Annotated in this window: 12 protein-coding genes and 4 pseudogenes; 7 read left to right on the forward strand and 9 right to left on the reverse strand. The window is 68.9% G+C overall.

What is annotated here, in order from left to right; genetic code table 11:
• Positions 1-134: 134 nt before the first annotated feature.
• The 4 genes and pseudogenes from ABD329_RS41085 to ABD329_RS41105 form a co-directional block, all read right to left on the reverse strand.
• The gene (locus ABD329_RS41085) at positions 135-935 is read right to left on the reverse strand and encodes an SDR family NAD(P)-dependent oxidoreductase (protein WP_198275780.1); all 801 of its coding nucleotides are present in this window, start codon (positions 933-935) and stop codon (positions 135-137) included.
• Between the two features lie 101 nt (positions 936-1,036).
• Positions 1,037-1,793: pseudogene (locus ABD329_RS48385) on the reverse strand (SDR family oxidoreductase).
• 29 nt (positions 1,794-1,822) lie between these two features.
• On the reverse strand, positions 1,823-2,767 hold the full coding sequence (locus ABD329_RS41100) for an alpha/beta fold hydrolase (RefSeq protein WP_198275781.1): 945 nt from the start codon (positions 2,765-2,767) through the stop codon (positions 1,823-1,825).
• 411 nt (positions 2,768-3,178) lie between these two features.
• Positions 3,179-4,033, reverse strand: coding sequence for an oxidoreductase (locus ABD329_RS41105; protein ID WP_198277042.1), 855 nt, complete (start codon positions 4,031-4,033; stop codon positions 3,179-3,181).
• A 285-nt stretch (positions 4,034-4,318) separates the two neighbouring features.
• Here ABD329_RS41105 and ABD329_RS41110 point away from each other — a divergent pair, with 285 nt between their 5' ends.
• Positions 4,319-5,236, forward strand: a complete 918-nt coding sequence (locus tag ABD329_RS41110) for a helix-turn-helix transcriptional regulator (RefSeq protein WP_198277041.1) — start codon at positions 4,319-4,321, stop codon at positions 5,234-5,236.
• 72 nt (positions 5,237-5,308) lie between these two features.
• Positions 5,309-5,797 carry an SDR family NAD(P)-dependent oxidoreductase gene (locus ABD329_RS41115; RefSeq protein ID WP_198277040.1) on the forward strand — a complete coding sequence of 163 codons (489 nt, stop codon included), beginning with the start codon at positions 5,309-5,311 and terminating at the stop codon, positions 5,795-5,797.
• A 376-nt stretch (positions 5,798-6,173) separates the two neighbouring features.
• On the opposite strand, the gene ABD329_RS41120 is transcribed toward ABD329_RS41115, so the two are convergent.
• A complete protein-coding gene (locus ABD329_RS41120; RefSeq protein ID WP_198277039.1) occupies positions 6,174-6,785 on the reverse strand; it encodes a TetR/AcrR family transcriptional regulator in 612 nt (203 codons plus the stop codon).
• A gap of 219 nt (positions 6,786-7,004) precedes the next feature.
• On the opposite strand from ABD329_RS41120, the gene ABD329_RS41125 reads away from it, so the two are divergent.
• Both ABD329_RS41125 and ABD329_RS41130 read left to right on the forward strand, forming a co-directional pair.
• Entirely contained in the window at positions 7,005-8,147 is a 1,143-nt protein-coding gene (locus ABD329_RS41125) for an MFS transporter (protein WP_309142710.1), read from the forward strand.
• A gap of 217 nt (positions 8,148-8,364) precedes the next feature.
• Positions 8,365-9,297 (forward strand): alpha/beta fold hydrolase, encoded by a 933-nt coding sequence (locus ABD329_RS41130; protein ID WP_198277037.1) that lies wholly within the window; start codon positions 8,365-8,367, stop codon positions 9,295-9,297.
• Between the two features lie 294 nt (positions 9,298-9,591).
• Here the strand turns inward: ABD329_RS41130 and ABD329_RS41135 are convergent.
• A pseudogene (locus tag ABD329_RS41135) lies at positions 9,592-11,191 on the reverse strand (MFS transporter).
• Positions 11,192-11,451: 260 nt separating this feature from the next.
• Here ABD329_RS41135 and ABD329_RS41140 point away from each other — a divergent pair.
• Positions 11,452-12,152, forward strand: a pseudogene (locus tag ABD329_RS41140) (TetR/AcrR family transcriptional regulator).
• Positions 12,153-12,871: 719 nt separating this feature from the next.
• Positions 12,872-13,495, forward strand: a complete 624-nt coding sequence (locus ABD329_RS41145) for a cytochrome P450 (protein ID WP_309142709.1) — start codon at positions 12,872-12,874, stop codon at positions 13,493-13,495.
• 192 nt (positions 13,496-13,687) lie between these two features.
• Here the strand turns inward: ABD329_RS41145 and ABD329_RS41150 are convergent.
• From ABD329_RS41150 to ABD329_RS41160, 3 genes and pseudogenes are all read right to left on the reverse strand, one after another.
• Positions 13,688-13,774: pseudogene (locus ABD329_RS41150) on the reverse strand (alpha/beta fold hydrolase); the annotation flags it as partial.
• A gap of 77 nt (positions 13,775-13,851) precedes the next feature.
• Positions 13,852-15,330: a class II fumarate hydratase gene (fumC, locus tag ABD329_RS41155; protein WP_198277036.1), complete on the reverse strand. Its 1,479-nt coding sequence runs from the start codon at positions 15,328-15,330 to the stop codon at positions 13,852-13,854.
• Positions 15,327-17,000: an NAD-dependent malic enzyme gene (locus ABD329_RS41160; RefSeq protein WP_344317757.1), complete on the reverse strand. Its 1,674-nt coding sequence runs from the start codon at positions 16,998-17,000 to the stop codon at positions 15,327-15,329. The genes fumC and ABD329_RS41160 overlap by 4 nt, the downstream gene beginning before the upstream one ends.
• Positions 17,001-17,492: 492 nt before the next feature.
• Here ABD329_RS41160 and ABD329_RS41165 point away from each other — a divergent pair, with 492 nt between their 5' ends.
• Positions 17,493-19,415 (forward strand): TniB family NTP-binding protein, encoded by a 1,923-nt coding sequence (locus ABD329_RS41165; RefSeq protein ID WP_198277035.1) that lies wholly within the window; start codon positions 17,493-17,495, stop codon positions 19,413-19,415.
• Positions 19,416-19,459 lie beyond the last annotated feature (44 nt).

The raw sequence follows: 19,459 nt of genomic DNA on the forward strand, positions 1-19,459 counted from the left end.
GCGGCCGGACGAACTCCCACTCGGCATCCGACAGTTCATGGCGACGTATCACCCGACCATGATCCCCGACCGAAGATCATTTGACGACAGACCCTAGCCCTGCGACCCTCTGCAGCACCACCGCGGGGTAGGGCTCAGTGGGAGCGGGGTTTGGCCTTGGTGGCGTGGCGGGCGGCCTTGTAGGTCTCGGACAGAAAGCGGTGCTCGATGGCGGTGCGCTTGGTGGCGGCGTCGCCGCCGACAATCTCGGCGCGTCCGTTCATCAGGGCGAGGAAGCCCTGGTGGGCGACGTCCTTGCGGCTGTTCTTCTTCATGCCGGGGCCGAAGGCGGTGTTGTTCATGCCGGCGCGGGCGTGGAAGTTGCTGTCGGTGGCGCCGGGCATGAGGCAGGTGACGGTGACGCCGTGTTCCTTGAGTTCCTCGCGCAGCCCGAGGGCGAACATGCGGGTAAAGGCGCGGGAAGGCCCGTAGACGGTCTCGTAGGGGGTGGGCAGGGTCGCCGACAGCGATGAGGTGATCAGGATGCGGCCGCGGCCGTTGCCGGCCATGTGCCGGGCGACGTGCTTGGCCAGGTGGACGACGGACGCCACGTTCAGCTGGATGAGGGAGAGTTCCTCGTCGAGATCGGTGTCGAGGAAGGCACCGCCGATGCTGCGGCCGGCGTTGAGGACCGCGGCGTCAAGCGGCCGCCCGGTCTCCTCCACCGCCCGCCACACCGTCTCGACGCCCTCGCGCTGGGAGAGATCCGCGCGCACGGGCGTGACGTCGACACCGTGCCGCGCGAGGTCGGCCGCGGCCTGGTCGGTGTGCTCGCTGCGGCCGGTGGCGATCAGGTCGAAGCCGTTGATGACGAACAGCTTCGCGAGTTCGTAGCCGATGCCTGCGGAGGCCCCGGTCACCAGGGCGAGCGGACGGGGGGAGGCGGTGCTGCTCATAAGAGGTGCTCCGTTTCCGTGTTTGGGTGGAGGTTCGGTGCTGCCGGTGGCCGACCGCCGTGGTACTCCGCGCGGCGTTGCTCCAGGGGCTGAGGGTGGGACTACCAGTTCTGGCGGGTGGGGTGGATGACGATGTCGTTGACGGTGACGTCGGCGGGCTGGTTCAGGGCGTAGACGACGGCGTCGGCCACCCGGTCGGGGTGGATGGCACCCTCGTTGAGCTGCTGGGCGATCTGTTTGCCCTCGGTGTTGGAGACTTTGTCGGCCCAGCCGGTGTCGATGACGCCGGGGCTGATCATGGAGACCTGGATCCCGTGGGCGATGCCGACTTCCTGGCGGAGGCTGTCGGTGATGCCGCGGATGAAGAACTTGCTGGCGCTGTAGACGCCGCTGGCGTCCCCGACGCGGATGCCGGCCAGAGCTGAGGTTGAGGATGTGGCCGGACTGACGGTCGATCATGCCGGGCAGGACGGCGCTGATGGCGTGCAGGTAGCCGCGGAGGTTGGTGTCGATCATCTTGTCCCAGTCGTCGACGGCGCGGTCGGACCACTTGGAGAAGAGCATCAGGCCGGCGTTGTTGACCAGGTGCTCGACGGGGCCGTACTCGCTGGCGGCGAAGTCCATCAGGCCCTCGACGTCGTCCCTGCGGGTGACGTCGGTGATGCGGGCAGTCACGGTGCCGCCGGCATCGCGGATCTCGGTGACCAGGGTGTTGAGCTTGTCGGCGTTGCGTGCGGCGAGGACGACGCGGGCGCCGCGCGCGGCCAGGGCCCGGGCGGTGGCCGCGCCGATTCCGGAGGACGCGCCGGTGATGACGCTGACGCGGCCCTGGAGGTGGGTGTCGCGATTGTCGGACATGGTGGCTCTCTCCTTCTGCGAAGCGGCGTTCAGTCGGTGCGTGCGCGGTTGTCGAAATCGAGGAACATGCGCAGGAAGCCCTCGGGGTTCTCCTCGGGCACCCAGTGGCCGGCGCCCTCGACGAGGTGGCCGGTGACGTGGTCGGCGATCTCCTCGCACATGGCCTTGTAGTTGGCGGCCAGTGCTTGGGTGGCGCCGCCGGAGGCGAGCACGGGAACGGTGAGCCTGCCGCTGGAGGCGATGGCGTCGCGGTGGATCTGGGCGTCGTGGTCCAGTTCCCGGTAGATCTCGCACAGGGCGCGCATGGCGCCGGGAGCCTGGAAGGCGCGGGTGTAGACGTCCACATCGGCGTCTGTGATGGCGTCGGGCTGGTAGGTCAGGTCGTCGAAGAACCGGGTGATGTACCAGGGTTCCCGGCCGTGGGTGAGGTAGACGGCGATGTCCGGGTGAGCGTGGAAGTCGAAGTGCCAGGCGCTCTTGGCGACCTTGCGCTGCTCGTAGTAGTCCGTGCCGGGCAGCGGGGCTTCCATGGCGGTGAGGCTGACGACGTCGTCGCGATAGCGCAGGGCGTATCCGAACGCCAGCATGGAGCCGAGGTCGTGTCCGACCAGGGAGATTGGCCCCGGGATGTTGAGGTGGTCGTGGACGAGGGCGTGCAGGTCTGCGGCCATCGTCCACTTGTCGTAGCCGTCGAGGGGCTTGGTCGAGGCGCCGGCGCCGCGGTAGTCGGGGGCGACGACGCGGTAGCCGGCCTGTGCGAGTGGGGTGACGACCTTGCGCCAGGCATGCCGGGTCTGCGGGGCGCCGTGGATGAGCACCACGGTCTTCGGCGCCTCGCCCTCGGGCAGCGGGGACGGTTCGGCGAGGGTGTAGCCGATGCGGACTCCGGCGTCCTGGTCGATACAGGCGCGTCCGTGGCTGATCTGGACATTGCCGTGGTCGGTGCCGGTGGCCGCTGTGCGGTGCGCGTTCATCCTGGAGCCTTTCGTCGTACGGGTGCGGGTGGTGCAAGGTCCGGCCGCGGGGTCGCCGGCGGCTGGGGGCCGACCGCTACGGGTGGGCAGCTCGGGGCGGGCGATTCGAGAGTCCGGCGCCGGTCGCGGTGCGTCGGCGTGGGGGCCGTGAGTTTCGCTTCCATCTCCTTCACGGCCGTGTGCAAGGGCCGGGAGTGCTGGAGAAGGTGCTGCGGGTCTGTCGCTTCGGCCAGGGTGGTGATCACCGTGCGGGCGGCGGCCTGCAGGCTCTCCCGGTTGGGGGTGGTGTGCGTGCTCATCGGTTCGGCTTCCGTGCGGCGTACGGGCAGGCAGCGCAGCTGTCCGGGTGCCGCCGGCCGGTGACAGGCCGGAGTACGGCGTCGTCACCGGCCGACGGAGCCTGGCATCAGGTCAGGCGGCCGGGGATTCGAAGTCGGCGGACAGGGTCAGCGCCTCGTTCGCGCGGATCTCGGCGAGCATCGACTCCAGCTGATCGATCGCCATGCTGTAGGCCGGGGCGCCCAGCAGCAGGCGCTGGGGGTGGGTGTCGGCCGCGAGGGCGGTGATGATCGCCCGGGCGGCGGAGTGGGGGTCGCCGGGCTCCTTGCCGGTGTCCGCCCGGAATGCGGCACGCTGCGCGCCGACCGTCTCGGCGTAGTCGGCGATCTCCCGCTCGGGCAGCGTTTCATTGGCGGACCGGCCGGCCCAGTCGGTGCGGAACGGGCCGGGCTCGACGAGCAGCGTGGTGATCCCCAGCGGGGCGACCTCCTGGCGCAGGGCGTCGGTCAGGCCCTCGACGGCGAACTTGGTGGCGGCGTAGTAGCCGACGGCCGGGAAGGCACGCAGTCCTCCGATGGAGGAGAAGTTCACGATCGTTCCCGAGCGGCGCGCGCGCATGCCCGGCAGGACGGCGCGGATGAGGTCGGACAGGCCGAAAACGTTGATGTCGAAGATCCGGCGGATCTCCTCGTCAGTGCTCTCCTCCACGGCGGCGAAGTAGCCGATGCCGGCGTTGTTGACCAGCACATCAATGCCGCCGAAGTGCGTTTCAGCAGCCTCGACGGCCTCCCTGACCTGTGCGGCGTCGGTGACGTCGAGGGGCAGGGCGATCGCCTGGTCGTTTCCCTCGACAAGATCCTTGACCTGAGCGACGTTGCGGGCGGTGACGACCGCCTTGTGACCGGCGGCGAGTACCTCCTGGGCCAGGGCGCGGCCGAAGCCGGTCGAGCAGCCGGTGATGAACCAGACCTTCTGCTGGGCAATCACGATGCGGATCTTCCTCAGAACGAGCGCACCTCTCCCGCCACGATCACAACGGGTGACGGTGAGGGGATGCTGTGTACAGGGTGAAGCGGCGCCCGTCCGGCCTGTGCCACACGCACGGCGGGCGGGTTGCGGACCCTTGGGGGTCGTCGCTGCGATGGCCGCCCCACCATTCATGCACGCCGTAAAGCAGCAGGCCAAGCCATGAACGGGGGCCATTGCTGCCGGGGAAAAACCCTCCCCCCACGCAGGTGGATCCCCGCCGCGGGCCGGGGAACACTGGCAGACATGGCGAACAATGCCGAGGAGATCAAGAAGTTCCTGCGTACCCGGCGTGACGCGGTCCGCCCCTCCCAGGTCGGCCTCGCGAACTACCCGGGCCGGCGGGTACCCGGCCTGCGCCGCGAGGAGGTCGCGCAGCTCGCCGGGGTCAGCGTGGACTACTACACCCGCCTGGAACAAGGACGCCTCACCAGCGCCTCCGAAGGCGTCATCCTCTCCATCGCCGAGGCCCTGCACCTCACCCAGGCCGAGACCCAGTACCTGCGCGACCTGTTGCGCCCTCAGCCCCGTCGCGGCACGCAGCAGGCGCCGCCCCAACGTGTACGCCCCGACCTGCTGCGCATGTTGAACGGGCTGCACGACCAGCCCGCCTTCGTCCTCGGCCGCCGCAACGAGGTCCTGGCCTCCAACGACCTCCTCGACGCTCTGCTCACCCCCTTCAACCACCGCCCGCCCGGCGAGCGCAACCTGCTGCGCTGGATGCTCCTCGATCCCGCCGCCCGCTCCCTCTACCTCGACTGGGCGCAGATCACCTCGGAGGTCGTCGGCGTGCTGCGCGCCGAGGCAGGCCGCAACCCCGACGACCCCCAGATCGCCGCATTTGTCGCCGAACTACGCGCGGTGTCCGCCGAGTTCCGCACCTGGTGGGCCGAGCGGACCGTCGTCGAACGCACCTGGGGCACCAAACGGTTCAACCACCCCGTCGTCGGCCGCCTCGACATCACCTACGAGGCCCTCTCCCTGCCCGGCGACCCCGACCAGATCCTCTTCGTCTACGCCGGCAAAACCGACGACGACCTCGAAAAACTGCGCATCCTGGCCAGCTGGTACGCCCAGTCCACCCCCCATCCCGCCGTCGCGGGCAAGGACACTGCCCGGCCGCAACGGCGCGGGACGGGCGAACAAGATCCCCGCCACGCGTAGGCCCGCCGCGGCATCCCGTCCGGCCCGGCGGCCCCGCCGCCTGCCCTTCCAGCTCAGAGACAAGGAATGATCATGTCAGCCACGCCTGCGAACCGGCCCCTCGCCATCGTCACCGGCGCCTCCAACGGCATCGGCACCGAGATCGCCCGCCAACTCGCCTCCCGCGGCTACGACATCATCGGCACCGGCCGCAGCGACTCCATCGACACCGTCGCCGAGCGCCTGCGCGCCCAGGGCGCCACCGTCTACCCGCTCCATGCCGACCTTGCCACCTACGACAGCGTCGAAGACCTGTGGAAGCAGGTGCAGGAGATCGGCCGCCCCCTCGACGTCGCCGTCCTCAATGCCGGCCGGAGCATCGGCGGTGCCTTCGCCACCGACACCGACCTCGGAGACGAACTCAAGCTGATCGCCCTCAACGTCAACGCGGTCGTCCACCTCGCCAAGCGAGTCGTGCCCGGCATGCTGGCCCGCGGCAGGGGACGCATCCAAAAGTCGCACCTGCGGGCCAACAGCACCACACAGAAGGGCCAACTACACCGCTCACGGGTAGTTGGGTGACACTTGGTCGACCGCGGCCATCCAGTTCGGCAACTGCGCCTGGGAGGGGCCGACGGGCGCCGGCGCCCCTGCCGGGCGCCGAACATGACCAGGAGCAGGCCGAAGGCGAGTTTCAAGGCTCCTACCCAGGTGGCCGACTGCTTGTGGGCGTAGGCGCCGCCTGAGCCTCCCGCCCTTGCCCACCAGGCGGTAGACCATGGTGCAGGCTTGTCACGGTGTCGGCTGGGCAGTGGACCGACGGCGAGCCGGTCACGGTGTCGCTACACGCCCTTGAGCACTCCGTCCGCGAGAGTGCCGACCGTCTCGGCATCGCGCCGACGGGTGCCTGGGGGCATGCCGGGTCGCAGAGGGCGAGTGCCGGCGCAGCCGGTGCCCGTCAGCCTTGGCCGACGTCCTTGGATGCCGCCCGGGCGATGGTGTCCGCCACCGTTGTGCATGCGAGTCGGGCCACGGAGCGCAGTTCGGCGTCCGAGGTGCCGGCACGGCTCAGTACGGCCAGCGACTGGTTGACGGCGACGACGAACGTGGCGAGCTCGTCGAGCGTCCGGCTGTCGGCCGAGGAGTCCGCCAGTGCCGCACGTACCCGTTGGCGCTGTACGTCGAGCAGGCCACGCACCTGCATGCCGTTCTCCTCCTTCAGCGTCAGTGACTGCGCTGCGGACTGGGCGATGAGGCACCCCACGGGGACCGACGGGTCGGCGATACGGCTGAGGACGACGTCGAAGAATGCCTCGACGGCCCGCACCGGGTCACCGGGGTGTGCCGCGAGCGCCTGCTCATACTGCGCGCCGTAGATCGACGCGTAGCGGTCCAGGCACTTGCCGAACAGGGTCTCCTTGTTGCCGAAGGTGCCGTAGAGGGAGCCGCGGCCGAGGCCGGTGGCCGAAGCGAGGGCATCGAGTGAGGCGTCTGGGTACCCGCGTTGCCAGAAGACCCGCATGGCCTGATCCAGGGCCGCGCTGATGTCGAACTGCTTCCGGCCGGACACAGCGGCCACCTCCTTCTGTGCATCCCTGCTGTGATCCTACTCGAATCTTGGATCGATCGGTCCAGCTATCTTTGACCGATCGATCCAAGATGGTTAGCGTGAGGGTCCCGGTTGTCGCACTCGAAAGGCCGCACCATGACCGACCACATCGCGTCAGACGTCCGCGTACGGACTGTTCCGCCTGGCGGCGGGCGCCGATCGCGCGCCGGGTTCTGGCTCGTGGCCGCTGTGTACACCGTGGTCATGCTGGGCGGGACGCTGCCGATTCCGCTGTATGTGTTCTGGGCGCCGCAGATGGGCTTCGGGCCCTTCACCACCACGCTGGTCTTCGCCGTCTACGCCCTGGGGACCGTGCTGGCGCTGATGGTGTTCGCGTCGCTGTCCGACCGTGTGGGCCGCCGTCCCCTCCTGGCCGCCGCCGTACTCGCCGCGGCCACGAGCACAGCGCTGTTCCTCCTGGCCCACGATGTCGGAACCCTGCTGGCAGCACGGTTCCTGTGCGGCCTGAGCACCGGTGTCTTCACCGCCACAGGGACCGCGGCACTGGGTGAGCTCGCCGGAGCCGAGCGCACCCGGCTGGCGTCGACCGTCTCCACGGCGGCGAACATGGGCGGACTGGGGCTGGGCACCATTGTCGCCGGCCTGTTCGCGCAATACGAGGCGAACCCCACGCACCTGGTGTTCTGGGTCTACCTCGCCAGCCTGGTCCCCGCGTTCCTGGCCGTCGTCGTCACCCCGGAGACCGTCACGTCCCGGCAGCGCCCTGCGATGTCCGTGCGCCGCCCGGCCTTTCCCGACCGGCGGCCAGCCCGGACCGAGTTCCTGAGGGTGGCCACGGCTGTCCTCGCCGCGTTCGCGGTCAGCGGACTGTTCTCGTCGCTGGTGCCCTCCTTTCTCCGTGAACAGTTGCACGTCCACAACGTCGCAGCCGTCGGCGCAGAGGTCGGTCTGCTGTTCATCGTCGCCCTGATCGCGCAGGTGGCCGCCCCGGAGCGGTGGACCTCCGGGCGCTGGCCGACGCCGGCGTTCCTCGTGGCGGGTGTCGCGGTGTTCGAGGCCGGGCTGTTGGCGCGGTCACTGCCCGTGTTCGCCGCCGGAACGCTCCTGGCGGGCACGGGCATCGGCCTGGCCTTCCGTCGCGGCGTCGCGACCACCCAGCGGCTCGCCGACCCGCGGCGCAGGGCGGACCTGCTTTCCACGTACTTCCTGTTCGCCTACACCGGCACGATCGTTCCCACGCTGGCTCTGGGACTCCTCGACCAGACCATCAACCAGGACGTCGCCACCCTGATCCTCGCCGTCGCCGTCATTGCGACGACCCTCGCGAGCGCACTCAGCCGCCCAGCCACCACCGTGGCCTGAGCGGCCGCCGCACCGAGTGGCTCCGTGTCCCGCGCTCTCAATGACGGGCTCCGAATGGATACCCAGAGCAAGCCAATAATGGCGCTAAATGCCATAAATATGCGATTTGCCCGGAACTCGTGCACACGGGCGCCGCTCTCGTCGTGTCCACCGCGCTCGCGGGCCCCGCCACGGCCGGCATACCGAACCAGCACACCGACATCGATGGAGGAAAACCATGACCGATCCGGCAACCACCACCCACGTCCCCGACAACCCGGTCCGCGACCTGCCCTTGCACGACCTGGCCGGCTTCACCCACCGCTGGGTCGACGCGGACGGTGTCCGGCTTCATGCGGTCGAGGGCGGTCAGCCGACCGGCCCAGCCGTCGTGCTGCTCGCTGGATTCCCGCAGACCTGGTGGGCATGGCTCAAGGTGATGCCCGGCCTGGCCGACCGGTGCCACGTCATCGCGATCGACCTGCCGGGCCAGGGCCACTCCGAACGCCCGGACGGCAGCTACGACACGCACACGGTCGCCGCGTACGTCCACGCCGCGGTGCAAGCGCTCGGAGTGTCGACATACTGGCTGGCCGCCCACGACATCGGTGCCTGGGTCGCCTTCTCCCTCGCCCTGAAGTACGAGAGCCGGTTGCATGGCCTCGCACTGCTCGACGCCGGTATCCCGGGCATCACCCTCCCCGACACCATCCCGACCGACCCCGAGGGGGCGTGGAAGACCTGGCACTTCGCATTCCATCTCGTGCCCGACCTGCCCGAAACACTGCTCACAGGCCGTGAACGCGAGTACGTCGGCTGGTTCCTGAAGGCCAAGACCCTCGCCTCCGACACCTTCGACGACGCCGAGATCGAGCAGTACGCCGCGGCCATCACCGCTGACGGCGGACTCCGCGCTTCCCTGGCCTACTACCGGGACGCCACTGAATCGGCGCGGAAGAACCACGAGGCCCTTGAACAGCACCACCTGACGCTGCCGGTCCTCGGGATTTCCAGCAGCCACGGTTCCATCCCCGACATGGCAGCTTCCCTCAGGCCGTGGGCCGACAACACCACCGGGACCGTCGTGCCGGACGCAGGCCACTTCATCCCGGACGAACAACCCGACGCCGTCGCTGCCGCTCTGGCCGGCTTCATCGCTGAAAGCGAATGACCCCGGCCACACCCGCCCGCCAGGCGACCGGCTTGTGCCGGCTCACAGCGTTGTTCCGGGCTCACCGCGAACTCGCCGAACGCACCTCGCTCCCGAGGGCGACGACGCATCCGGCGCCGGCAAAGGCTGCGGCTGAAAAACGCTCGGCGCCGACGGCCCCTGCCTGCGGCCCGTTCGGGACCTGGACCGCACCGAGCTGGTCGCCGTGGTGGCAGGGCGGCAGGCGCCGCGCGGCTTGGCGCCTGCCACGGTATGCACGGTCTGGCGTGCCCGTCTGTCCGATCCTCTACGGGATCATCGGGCGGCGACGTTCTCGGTGACCTCTGCTTCGTCCGCGGCCACAGGGGCAGCTTTCTTCGGTCCGCGCAGGGCGATGTAGACAAACAGGGCGCCCATGACGACGGTGCCCACCCACATGGCCTGCTGCCATCCGTCGACAAAGGACTGCTGGGCGGCGTGGACCAAGGTCCTGCGCGCGCGGGCCTGCGGTGGGTGCGGCTTCCAGGGCGTTGGCGATGCCGTCGCGCGCGGTGTCCGCGGTGCCCTGGGGGATGCCCTGAAGCTTGCCGTCGATGGAGCTGCGGTAGCCGGACGACAGCAGCGCGCCCAGCAGCGCGACGCCCAGTGCGGTGCCGAACTCGCGGGTGACGTCGTTGAGGGCGGAGGCCACGCCCTGCTTCTCGCGCGGCAGTGAGCTGGTGATGGCCTCCGTGGACGGCGTCATCGCCAGCCCCGAGCCGAAACCCAGGGCGAGCAAGCCGGCCAGGACGGAGAGATAGCCGCCGTCGACGGAGACGAACAGCGCCATCAGAGCCAGGCCGACACCGGCCAACGCGATGCCGATGACCAGGGTCCGGCGGACGCCGATCTGTGCAGCCAATCTGGGGGCCACGCCGGAAGCCACAATCAGCGCCACGGCCATGGGCAGCATCGCCACCGAGGACAGCAGCGCCGACCAGCCCAGCACGGCCTGGAAGAAGGGCAGGAGGACCACGGTGATACCCGCCTGGACACCGGAGGTCACCAGCAGGGTGACCGAACCGCCGGCCAGGCCGCGCTCACGGAAGAGCCGCACGTCCAGCAGCGAGGCGTCCCGGCGGCGCAGCTCCCAGACCACGAAACCGACGGTGGCAACGAGACCGACAGCGAGGCTGATCAGGGTCACCGGGGCGGTCCAGCCACGCTCTGGCCCCTCCTGCAGGACGAAGATGAGGCCGACCACCGCGACGGTGGACACCAGCGCGCCGATGGTGTCGAACGAATGGCGGGACCGCTCGAAGGAGTTGGGAACCGGCTTCAGCGTCATGGCCAGGGCCACGACGACCAGGACCACCGGCAGGGCGAACAGCCATCGCCAGTCGGCGGCGTCGACCAGGAACGCCGACAGGAACAAGCCCACGACGCCGCCGCCTCCGCCCACCCCGGTCCACACCCCGATAGCCTTCCCACGCTGCTCCTCGGGGAAGGTGGAAGTGATGACGGCAAGGGTGATGGGCATGATCATCGCCGCTCCGACACCGGCGCCCATCCGCGCGGCGATCATCACCTCCGCGTTCGGGGCCACGGCGCCCGCGACACTCGCGACGCCGAAGACAGCCAGCCCCGCAACCAGCATGGACTTGCGCCCCAGACGGTCACCGATGGCGCCGAGCGGCAGCAGCAGGGCGGCCAGGGCGAGGGTGTAGATGTTGATGATCCACAGGACGGTGCTCTGCGAGGCCTCGAAATCGACGGCCAGGTCGGTCTGGGCCACGTTCAGCCCCGACACCGACGCGATGACGGCCATCAACGCGACCGAGACGGCGATCAGGACCGTCCGCAGCTGACGCGCATCCGGCGCACTCCCGCCGCTCGCGGCAGCGGCTGCCGCCTGGGGAGGCTGGTTCGGGGTCATGGGCACCTCTCAGAAAAGGGCACGGGAAGTCAGCGCCGGCGCGCGGCCGGTCGCCGAGTCGAGGGTTGGGGCCCGGCCACGGCGGCACCCTCGGGGGCGCTCGCGCGAGTCCGGGATTCGAGCGGTGGCGGTCGCGTGCCGCGGCGACTGTCGCGCCAGCGGTGACCTCCAGGGCGTGAGCGAAAGAGATCTTCCTGCTCACTTATCCACCGTAGCGCCGTAAACGGGCGACACCTTCCACTTACATTAAAGTGGGAGACATGCCTGCTCAGAGCTCTCGGAAACCAGGCCGACCATTACCGGCTTGCACCGACAGACCCCCGCCGCCCGCCGCGGCCACCGGGCTGCGCGCCGACGCCCGGCGCAACCGCGACCGCATCCTTGAAGCCGCCCGCGAGGCATTCACGATCCAGGGAATCGACGTACCCATAACGACGATCGCCCGCCGCGCAGGGGTCGGAGCAGCCACCCTCTATCGGCACTTCCCCACCCGAGCTTCGCTCGTCACCGAAGCTTTCGCCGCACAGATGGCCAGCTGCGCCGCCGTCCTCGACGACGCGCTGGCCGACCCCGATCCCTGGCGCGGGTTCTGCTGTGTGATCGAGAAGGTGTGCGCCATGCAGCCACCGACCGAGGCTTCACGGCCGCCTTCCTCTCCCAGTTCCCCGACGCCGTCGACTACGAGCGCGACCGCACCCGCGCGGAGAGGGGCCTCGCCCAACTGGTGCAGCGGGCCAAAGACGCGGGGCAACTGCGGGCCGACTTCCACCCCGCCGACGTCACTCTCCTGCTCCTGGCCAACAGCGGCGTCGTCGGAGAGTCCCAGCAGGTCTCGCTGGCCGCGTCCCGACGCCTGGCCGGCTATCTTCTCCAGTCCTTCCGGTCCGGCCGTACCGAGCCCCTGCCTCCGCCTGCACCGCTGGGACTCCAGCGCATCCACCAGCCTCCGTCCACCCGCTAGCGGGTGGGCGATGGGCCCAGGAAGTCGCCCCAACGGCTGACCGGGGCCAGGTATCGGAGCAGCCGAGCACGATCCGGACCAGGATGCCGCCGCCGAACCGCACTGCCGAACCATCAAAATCATCCCGTGGCGGCTTTTGGGCTCATTGGGATGTCGCGCGAGATCGGTGAGCAGTTCGGTGACCTCACCGGCTGTTCGTAAAGGTAACGCTCCGAATGATTGACATGGTCGTCGACCCGGCCGAAGGCAACAGCGGGGATCTCATGCCGCTCCTCGGAAGTCCGTCTGGGTGTGTGCGCTGATGCAGAGTTACTGTTAGCCCTCATGCCGCGCTCCACACCCACGACCACCGTTGATCTGTTCAGTGACGACGTTCTTGACGATCCCTATCCCGTGTACGCGGATCTGCGTGCGCAGGGTTCGGCTGTGTGCTTGGAGCGGCATGGTGTTTGGGCGCTGCCCCGGTATGCCGATATCCGCCGCGCGCTGCTCAACTGGGAGGTTTTCTCTTCAGCGAGCGGGGTCGCGCTCGACGACCCGATGAACGCTGCTCTGCAGGGCACGGTACTTGCGGCTGACCCGCCGGAACACCGCAGGCTGCGTGGCGTGTTGTCGGAACGACTCGCTCCTCGCCAGCTGCGCGCCACCTGCGTGAAGGTATCCAGCTCCAGGCCCGCGAACTGGTCGACATACTGGTCGAGAAGGGCAGTTTCGACGCGGTGCGGGACCTGGCCAGGGCCTTCCCGGTGTCCGTCGTCGCGGATCTGATCGGGATCCCCGGCTCAGTGCGGGACGAGGTGGCGGTCTGGGCGGACGCGTCGTGCGCACCCCTGCTCTCGGCGTACACCACCGCCGGTATCGACACCACGGTCAACGCACTGTCCAACGCCGTGCTGTGCTTCGCCCGTGAGCCCGAGCAGTGGGACGCGGTCCGTCGAGGTGGGCCCGAGGGTATCAACGACGCCTTCAACGAGGTGCTGCGCTACGACTCCCCAGTGCAGGCCTTCACCCGCGTTGTAACCGCCGAGGTCGAGGTCGGCCACGTCCGCATCCGGGAGGGGGAACGCATCGTTGTCCTGTATGGCTCCGGCAACCGGGACGACCGGCACTACAGCGACCCCGACCGGTTCGACGTCTCCCGCCGACCGGGCGACCACCTGTCCTTCGGTTACGGTGTCCACGCCTGCGCCGGACAGGGGCTGGCCCGTATGGAAGGCGAGGCGCTCCTGTCGGCCCTGGCCGCCAGGGTGAAGCGGTTCCGTATCGGCACGCCGGTCCGCCACCTGAACAACGTCGTACGGGGGCTGGAGAGCCTTCCGGTCGAGGGTGTGGAGGTCGGCTGACGACAGTCGCTGTGGACACCGTGTGACAAGTGAACAGCCCGGACTCAGTATGCGCGACGAGCTCCCCATCGCCGACGAGCGTGCCGCCTTGACGGATGTGCAGGGACCAGCCCGGCGCGGGCACATGCTCGACGCCCGTCTCGCTGTCGGCTGCACCGTCTCGTCGTCCGGCTTTGGTGACGGGTGGCCACCTGGGCGTTCGGAGTGGCCCTGGCCCGGCAGGTCGATCGCGATGACGTGGCACCGGTCGGCCAAGCCGGGCATCACCTTGCGCCATGCCCGGCGCTTCGCCCGAGGGTTGGGCCCACGGGCGCGGTGCAGACGACGCGGTCAGCGTGGTGCTCGAAATCCGGGCCCTACTGCGATCGATGAGGTGGGCGGGCCATGGCGGCTGGGTTGGCGATGCGGTCGAAGTCCTCGGCGCTGATGGAGCCGGAGTCCAGTGCGGCCTCACGCAGGGTGGTGCCCTCCTCGTCGGCCTTGTGCGCGATGGCCGAGGCCTTGTCGTAGCCGATGACTGGGGAGAGGGCGGTGACCAGCATGAGGGACCGGTCGACATAGGAGTCGATTTGGTCGCGGTGGAGCTGGGCGCCCTCGATGCAGTACTGGCGCAGGTTGGCGCAGGCGTCGGTGAGGATGGTGGCCGCGTGCAGGAAGTTGTTGATGATGACCGGGCGCATCGCGTTGAGCTCGAAGTTGCCCTGCGAGGCGGCGGAGGCGACGGCAGCGTCCTCGGAGAGGACCTGGAGGCAGACCATGACCATCGCCTCGCACTGGGTCGGATTGACCTTGCCCGGCATGATCGAGGATCCCGGCTCGTTGGCGGGGAGGATCAGTTCGCCCAGGCCGCAGCGGGGTCCTGAGGCCAGCCACCGGATGTCGTTGGCGATCTTCATCAGCGGCACGGCGAGGGCACGCAGGCCGGAGGAGGCGCCGGCCATGGCGTCCAGGCCGCCCTGGGCGGCGAACTTGTTCTCCGCGGTGCGGAAGGGGTAGCCGGTTGCGGCGGCGATCTCGCCGGCGATCTGCTCGCCGAAGCCGGGTGGGGCGTTCAGCCCGGTGCCGACTGCGGTGCCGCCCGCGGCGAGCTCGTACAGGCTCTCGGCGGAGGCGGTGGTTCGGTCGACGGCTTGTGTCAGTTGGTGGGCGTAGCCGGACCACTCCTGTCCGACGGTGAGCGGGACCGCATCCTCCAGATGGGTGCGGCCGATCTTCACCACGTCGCGCCACTGCTCCGCCTTGGCCTCGATCGCCCGCTGAAGCGCCTGCACGCTGGGCAGCAGGTGCTCGTGGACCGCCGTGACCGCGGCGACGTGCATGGCGGTGGGGAAGGTGTCGTTGGAGGACTGCCCCATGTTGACGTGGTCGTTGGGGTGGATCGGGGACTTGCTGCCCAGCTCGCCGCCGACCAGCTGGATCGCTCGGTTGCTGATCACCTCGTTGGTGTTCATGTTGGACTGCGTCCCGGACCCGGTCTGCCACACATACAGCGGGAAGTGGTCGTCGAGCTTGCCCGCGATGACCTCGTCGGCGACCTTTTCGATCAGGTCGGCCTTCCAGGCAGGCAGCCGCCCGGCCCGCCCGTTGAGGATCGCGGCCGCCTTCTTGACGTGGCCGTAGGCGTGGTAGACCGCCTTGGGCATCCGGTCGTCCCCGATGGCGAAGTGGATCAGGGACCGCTGTGTCTGGGCACCCCAGTACCGGTCCGCCGGTACGTCGATCGCGCCCATCGAGTCCGTCTCCCGCCGGGTTCCGGTCGCGTCGAGACCGATGGGCACGTCGAGAATCTCCGGGGTGTCCTCGTCCTTGCCCGGACCCGGCTGCCGCGCGGTCATGCCGTCCCTCCGTTGCCGTAGACGGGCTCCCACATGGCTTGGCGGACGGCTTGGCCGGGATCGGCCGGCGCGCTGGTGGCGACGCTGTCGCTGACCGCTGCTTCGACCACCGCCGTTGCGGTGATCGCGGAGGACTTGTGCAGGTTCTCCACGGGTGGCAGCAGGGAGGCGCCCGGTGCGCTGACGTCGACCTGGTCGGCCACCGCCCGGGCAGCTGCGAGCAGCATCCCATCGGTCACCTTCGATGCGCCGGAAACGACCGTGCCCAGGCCCAGACCGGGATACAGCAGCGCGTTGTTGGCCTGCGCGATCTCGTGGGTCACCCCGTCGTGCTCGACGGGTGGGACGGGGATTCCGGTGGCGACCAGGGCCTTGCCCTTCGACCAGGCGATGACGTCGGCCGGCATGGCCTCGATGCGCGAGGTCGGGTTGGAAAGCGGGAGGATGATCGGACGCTCGGTACCCTCGGCCATGGCCTCGACGACCTCGCGGGTGAACGCCCCGTGCACGGTGGAGGTGCCCAGCAGGATCGTCGGCTTGACCTGCTTGACGGTTTCCAGCAGGGAGATCCCGCCGTCGTCCTTCGGCCAGTCGGCGACCTCCGACGGATCGCGCGCGTAGGGCTGCTGGAAGTCACGCAGGTCACTTGTGTCGCGGGTGAGCAGGCCCGGCTTGTCGATCAGCCAGACCTGGGTCGTGGCCTGCTGGCGGCTCGCACCGTCACGAACCATGGCATCGCGCAGCTGGTCGGCGATGCCCACCCCGGCGGTGCCCGCGCCGAAGACCACCACCTTCTGCTCTCGCATCGGCACATCGCTGACCTTGATGGCCGACAGGACTGCGGCCAGGGTGATCGCACCGGTGCCCTGCATGTCGTCGTTGAAGATTCGGTAGCCGCCGTAGGTCTCCAGGATCCGCCGGGCGTTGCTGGGGCCGAAGTCCTCGAAGTGCAGCAGCGCACGCGGGAACATCGCCGAGACCGTCCGCAGGTACGTCTCGATGAACGCGTCGTAGTCGGCGCCGCGGACCCTGGGGTGCCGGTTGCCCAGGTACAGCGGGTCCTTCAGCAGCGCCTCGCGGTCCGTTCCCACATCCAGTGACACGGGGATGACGCGGGCCGGGTCGATGCCGGCTGCCGCGGAGTAGACCGCCAGCTTGCCGACCGCGATCTGAATGCCGCCCACGCCCCAGTCGCCGATGCCCAGGATCTGCTCCGCGTCGCTGCACACGATCAGGTCCACGACCTCGGGCCCGAGTTGGAGCGTGGCGAAGGCCTTCTCGATGTCGTCGGGCCGGTCGATGGACAAGAAGACGCCGCGCGGGCGGCGGTACTCATGGGAGTAGTTCTCTATCGCCTCGCCCACCGTGGGGTCGTACACGACCGGCAACAACTCCACCAGGTGATCGGTGAGCACCTTGTAGTACAGAGTCTCGTTCCGGTCGTGCAGCTGCTCCAGATACACGTTCTTGGCCAGGTCACCGTCCTGAGCCTGCAGCTGCTGGTATGCGCGCTGCGCCTGCTGCTCCAGCGTCAGTACCGCGGACGGCAGGCGCCCGGTCAGGCCCAGCTCGTCCCGCTCCGCTTGCGTGAACCCCACGCCGTGGTTGCGGAGTGGATCAGTCAGGACGCCTGGAGTAGCCGGAGTCCGCGCGGTGTGCTTGGTCATCATTGCCCTTCCTAGGGGCGCGTGCAGATACCGCCCCGCGGGCCTGGACCGGGGAACGTCACCCAGGTCCGTCACTACCGTACGCGAGGCACCTGTCCCTGCCGCTCATTGATATTGCGCCGGTTCGCCGGGTCACCCGGGATTGCCGTCGCGGCCGGGACAATTGCGCGGGTAACCCCGCCGAGCCTGCTTACACATCCTTGGCCTCAGGACTATCGGGCATCGTTCAGCGCCCACGACAAGGATCGCGTGGAGAATTACCTGCACCGTGCCGTCTGTGCAGGGGCGATGTCTTCGGGCAGCTCAGGTCGCCATCGCGACGAACTGGGTGAAGGCGTACTGCGAAAGCGAAGCTCGGGGAATGTCCGGCTCGCATTCAGTCGCAGCAGCACGTGCGAGGGTTGTGCTCAGCAGAAGGCCTCGCCCAGCCACTCAGTGACGACTGCCGGACGAGGAGGACGAGCAGCACGACTGCAGGCCGGGAGGTGATCCGCGATGAGCACCAGCACAGCGGACGGGCCAGCCGAGTTCCTCCTGCCCGGCGCACCGCCAGTGCGGGAGACGGTCGCCGGCTGGGAGCGCTGGCGCATTACCCGGCACGCTTTCGAGCCCGCTCCGCAGCTGAGCCTGGCCGAGTGGCGGCAGTTGAGCCCGCGGCAGAAGATGCTGCACGATCTGCACCGGACTGCCACGCACGCCAACCTGCCCCTGTTGCAGACCCCGATGACGAAGGCCGTCACGAAGCTGCTGCACGGACGAGTTATGACCAACGCGCTGAAGCACCGGCCGACCACCCGGGCTGGCGTCATGGTCACCGGTGGGGGCTATCAGGGCAAGACCGAGATGGTTTGTGAGATCCTCGCGCCCTTCCACACCACCTGGCTGGATCTGCACCAGCAACTCAATCCCGGCGCCGTCCCCGGCACCCGTGACCTGCATGCTCCCGTCGCCTACGTCCAGACCCCGGTGACGGCAAAACCGAAAAGCTTGTGCAAGGCCATTCTCAGTTTCTACGGCGCTCCCGTGCACCCGCGCATCGACTTGCCCGGCCTCGTCCGACAGGTCGCCGCCTCTCTACACGATCACGGAACCAAAGCGCTCATCCTGGACGACATCACCCGCATTCGCATGCACCGGGCCGATGATCAGGACACCCTCGATCTGATCCGAGCCTTCATGAGCATGCACGTCACTCTCATCCTCGTCGGCGTCGACATTCCCGCCTCCGGACTGCTCCAGGAAGGGCGGGCGGATCCCGCGACCGGGCAACTGATCTTTCCTGCCGGACAGCGCCCACGCGTCTACGGCCTGGAAGCGACCCAGACTCAGCGACGCTTCGACCTCGTCACCCTCGACCGCTTCCGCTACGACACCGCCGAGCAGATCGCCGCCTGGGTCGACCACCTGGCCGGAATCGAAGGGCAGTTGCGGCTACTCAAGGCCCCTGTCGGCATGCTCACCGAGGGGCCCATGCCCGAGTACCTCTTCGACCGCACCAACGGCGTGGTCGGACTGCTGGAGCGCCTGATCGAGGATGGCTGCCAGGAGGCCATCGCCTCTGGCGAGGAACAGCTCACCGAAACGCTTCTGGACGACAGGTGCTGGTGGGCGTCGCCCACGCCCCGTTACGCCAAAGTCCGCTACGACACCGCGGACCGTCTGCCCCCAGACGCACCGGCCAGCGCGGCCTTCCTGGACGCAGCCGACAGGCTCCTGAGAGCCGACGATCTACAAGACCGCCTCGCCGACCTCCTGCATGCGGCCTTCGGAAGCGAGACTGGCTCGACAAACTGGACCCGCGCCTACCACAAACGCCGCACGACCCTCTCGTCCCGGTTGCGCTCCGCCGCCGACCCCCTTATCCAGTCGGCACGACGCTCAAACCGGTCTCCACAACAGCGTGCTGTCCGGCGAACCACGACGTTGACCAGCACTGGCGCCACGTCCTACGGCCCGCACCACATTCCGGCCTCCCTCCGTGTACCAGTGGATCACCGACGAGTTCCGGCAGCTGACCGCACCGCAGATCAGCCTCCGGCTTCTTCGGCGCACCGCCGCGGCCAGACTGGTACAGCTGTCCGCCAGCTGCAGCCTATGGGAAGCCGCCCGCTGGCTGGGCATTCGACCACGGGCCATCCAGATCACGACAGCAGACGACACCCCCCACTGGCAGCGCAGTCATCCGCAGTACGCCCACGCTTTCACCGCTGCCGTCGACCACCTGGTGCACCACCTCAACACGTCCAGCGAACGGATCGACTACCGGCACCGCCGCGAAACACTCCGCGACTGGTGGATCCCAGCCTCGACCTGGGAAGAGCTCACCGCGCAGATGCCCCGTCGAGGCGCCCCCGACCTGGGACGACTCAAATGCCAGACGGCCTCCGTCTTCGTCTGGACCACAATCACCCAGGGTGACGTCCTACTCGCCCCTCGTCCCCTGGACGCGGACGTCAGCCGCC

The sequence above is a fragment of the Streptomyces javensis genome (assembly GCF_039525925.1).
Lineage (GTDB): Bacteria > Actinomycetota > Actinomycetes > Streptomycetales > Streptomycetaceae > Streptomyces > Streptomyces asiaticus.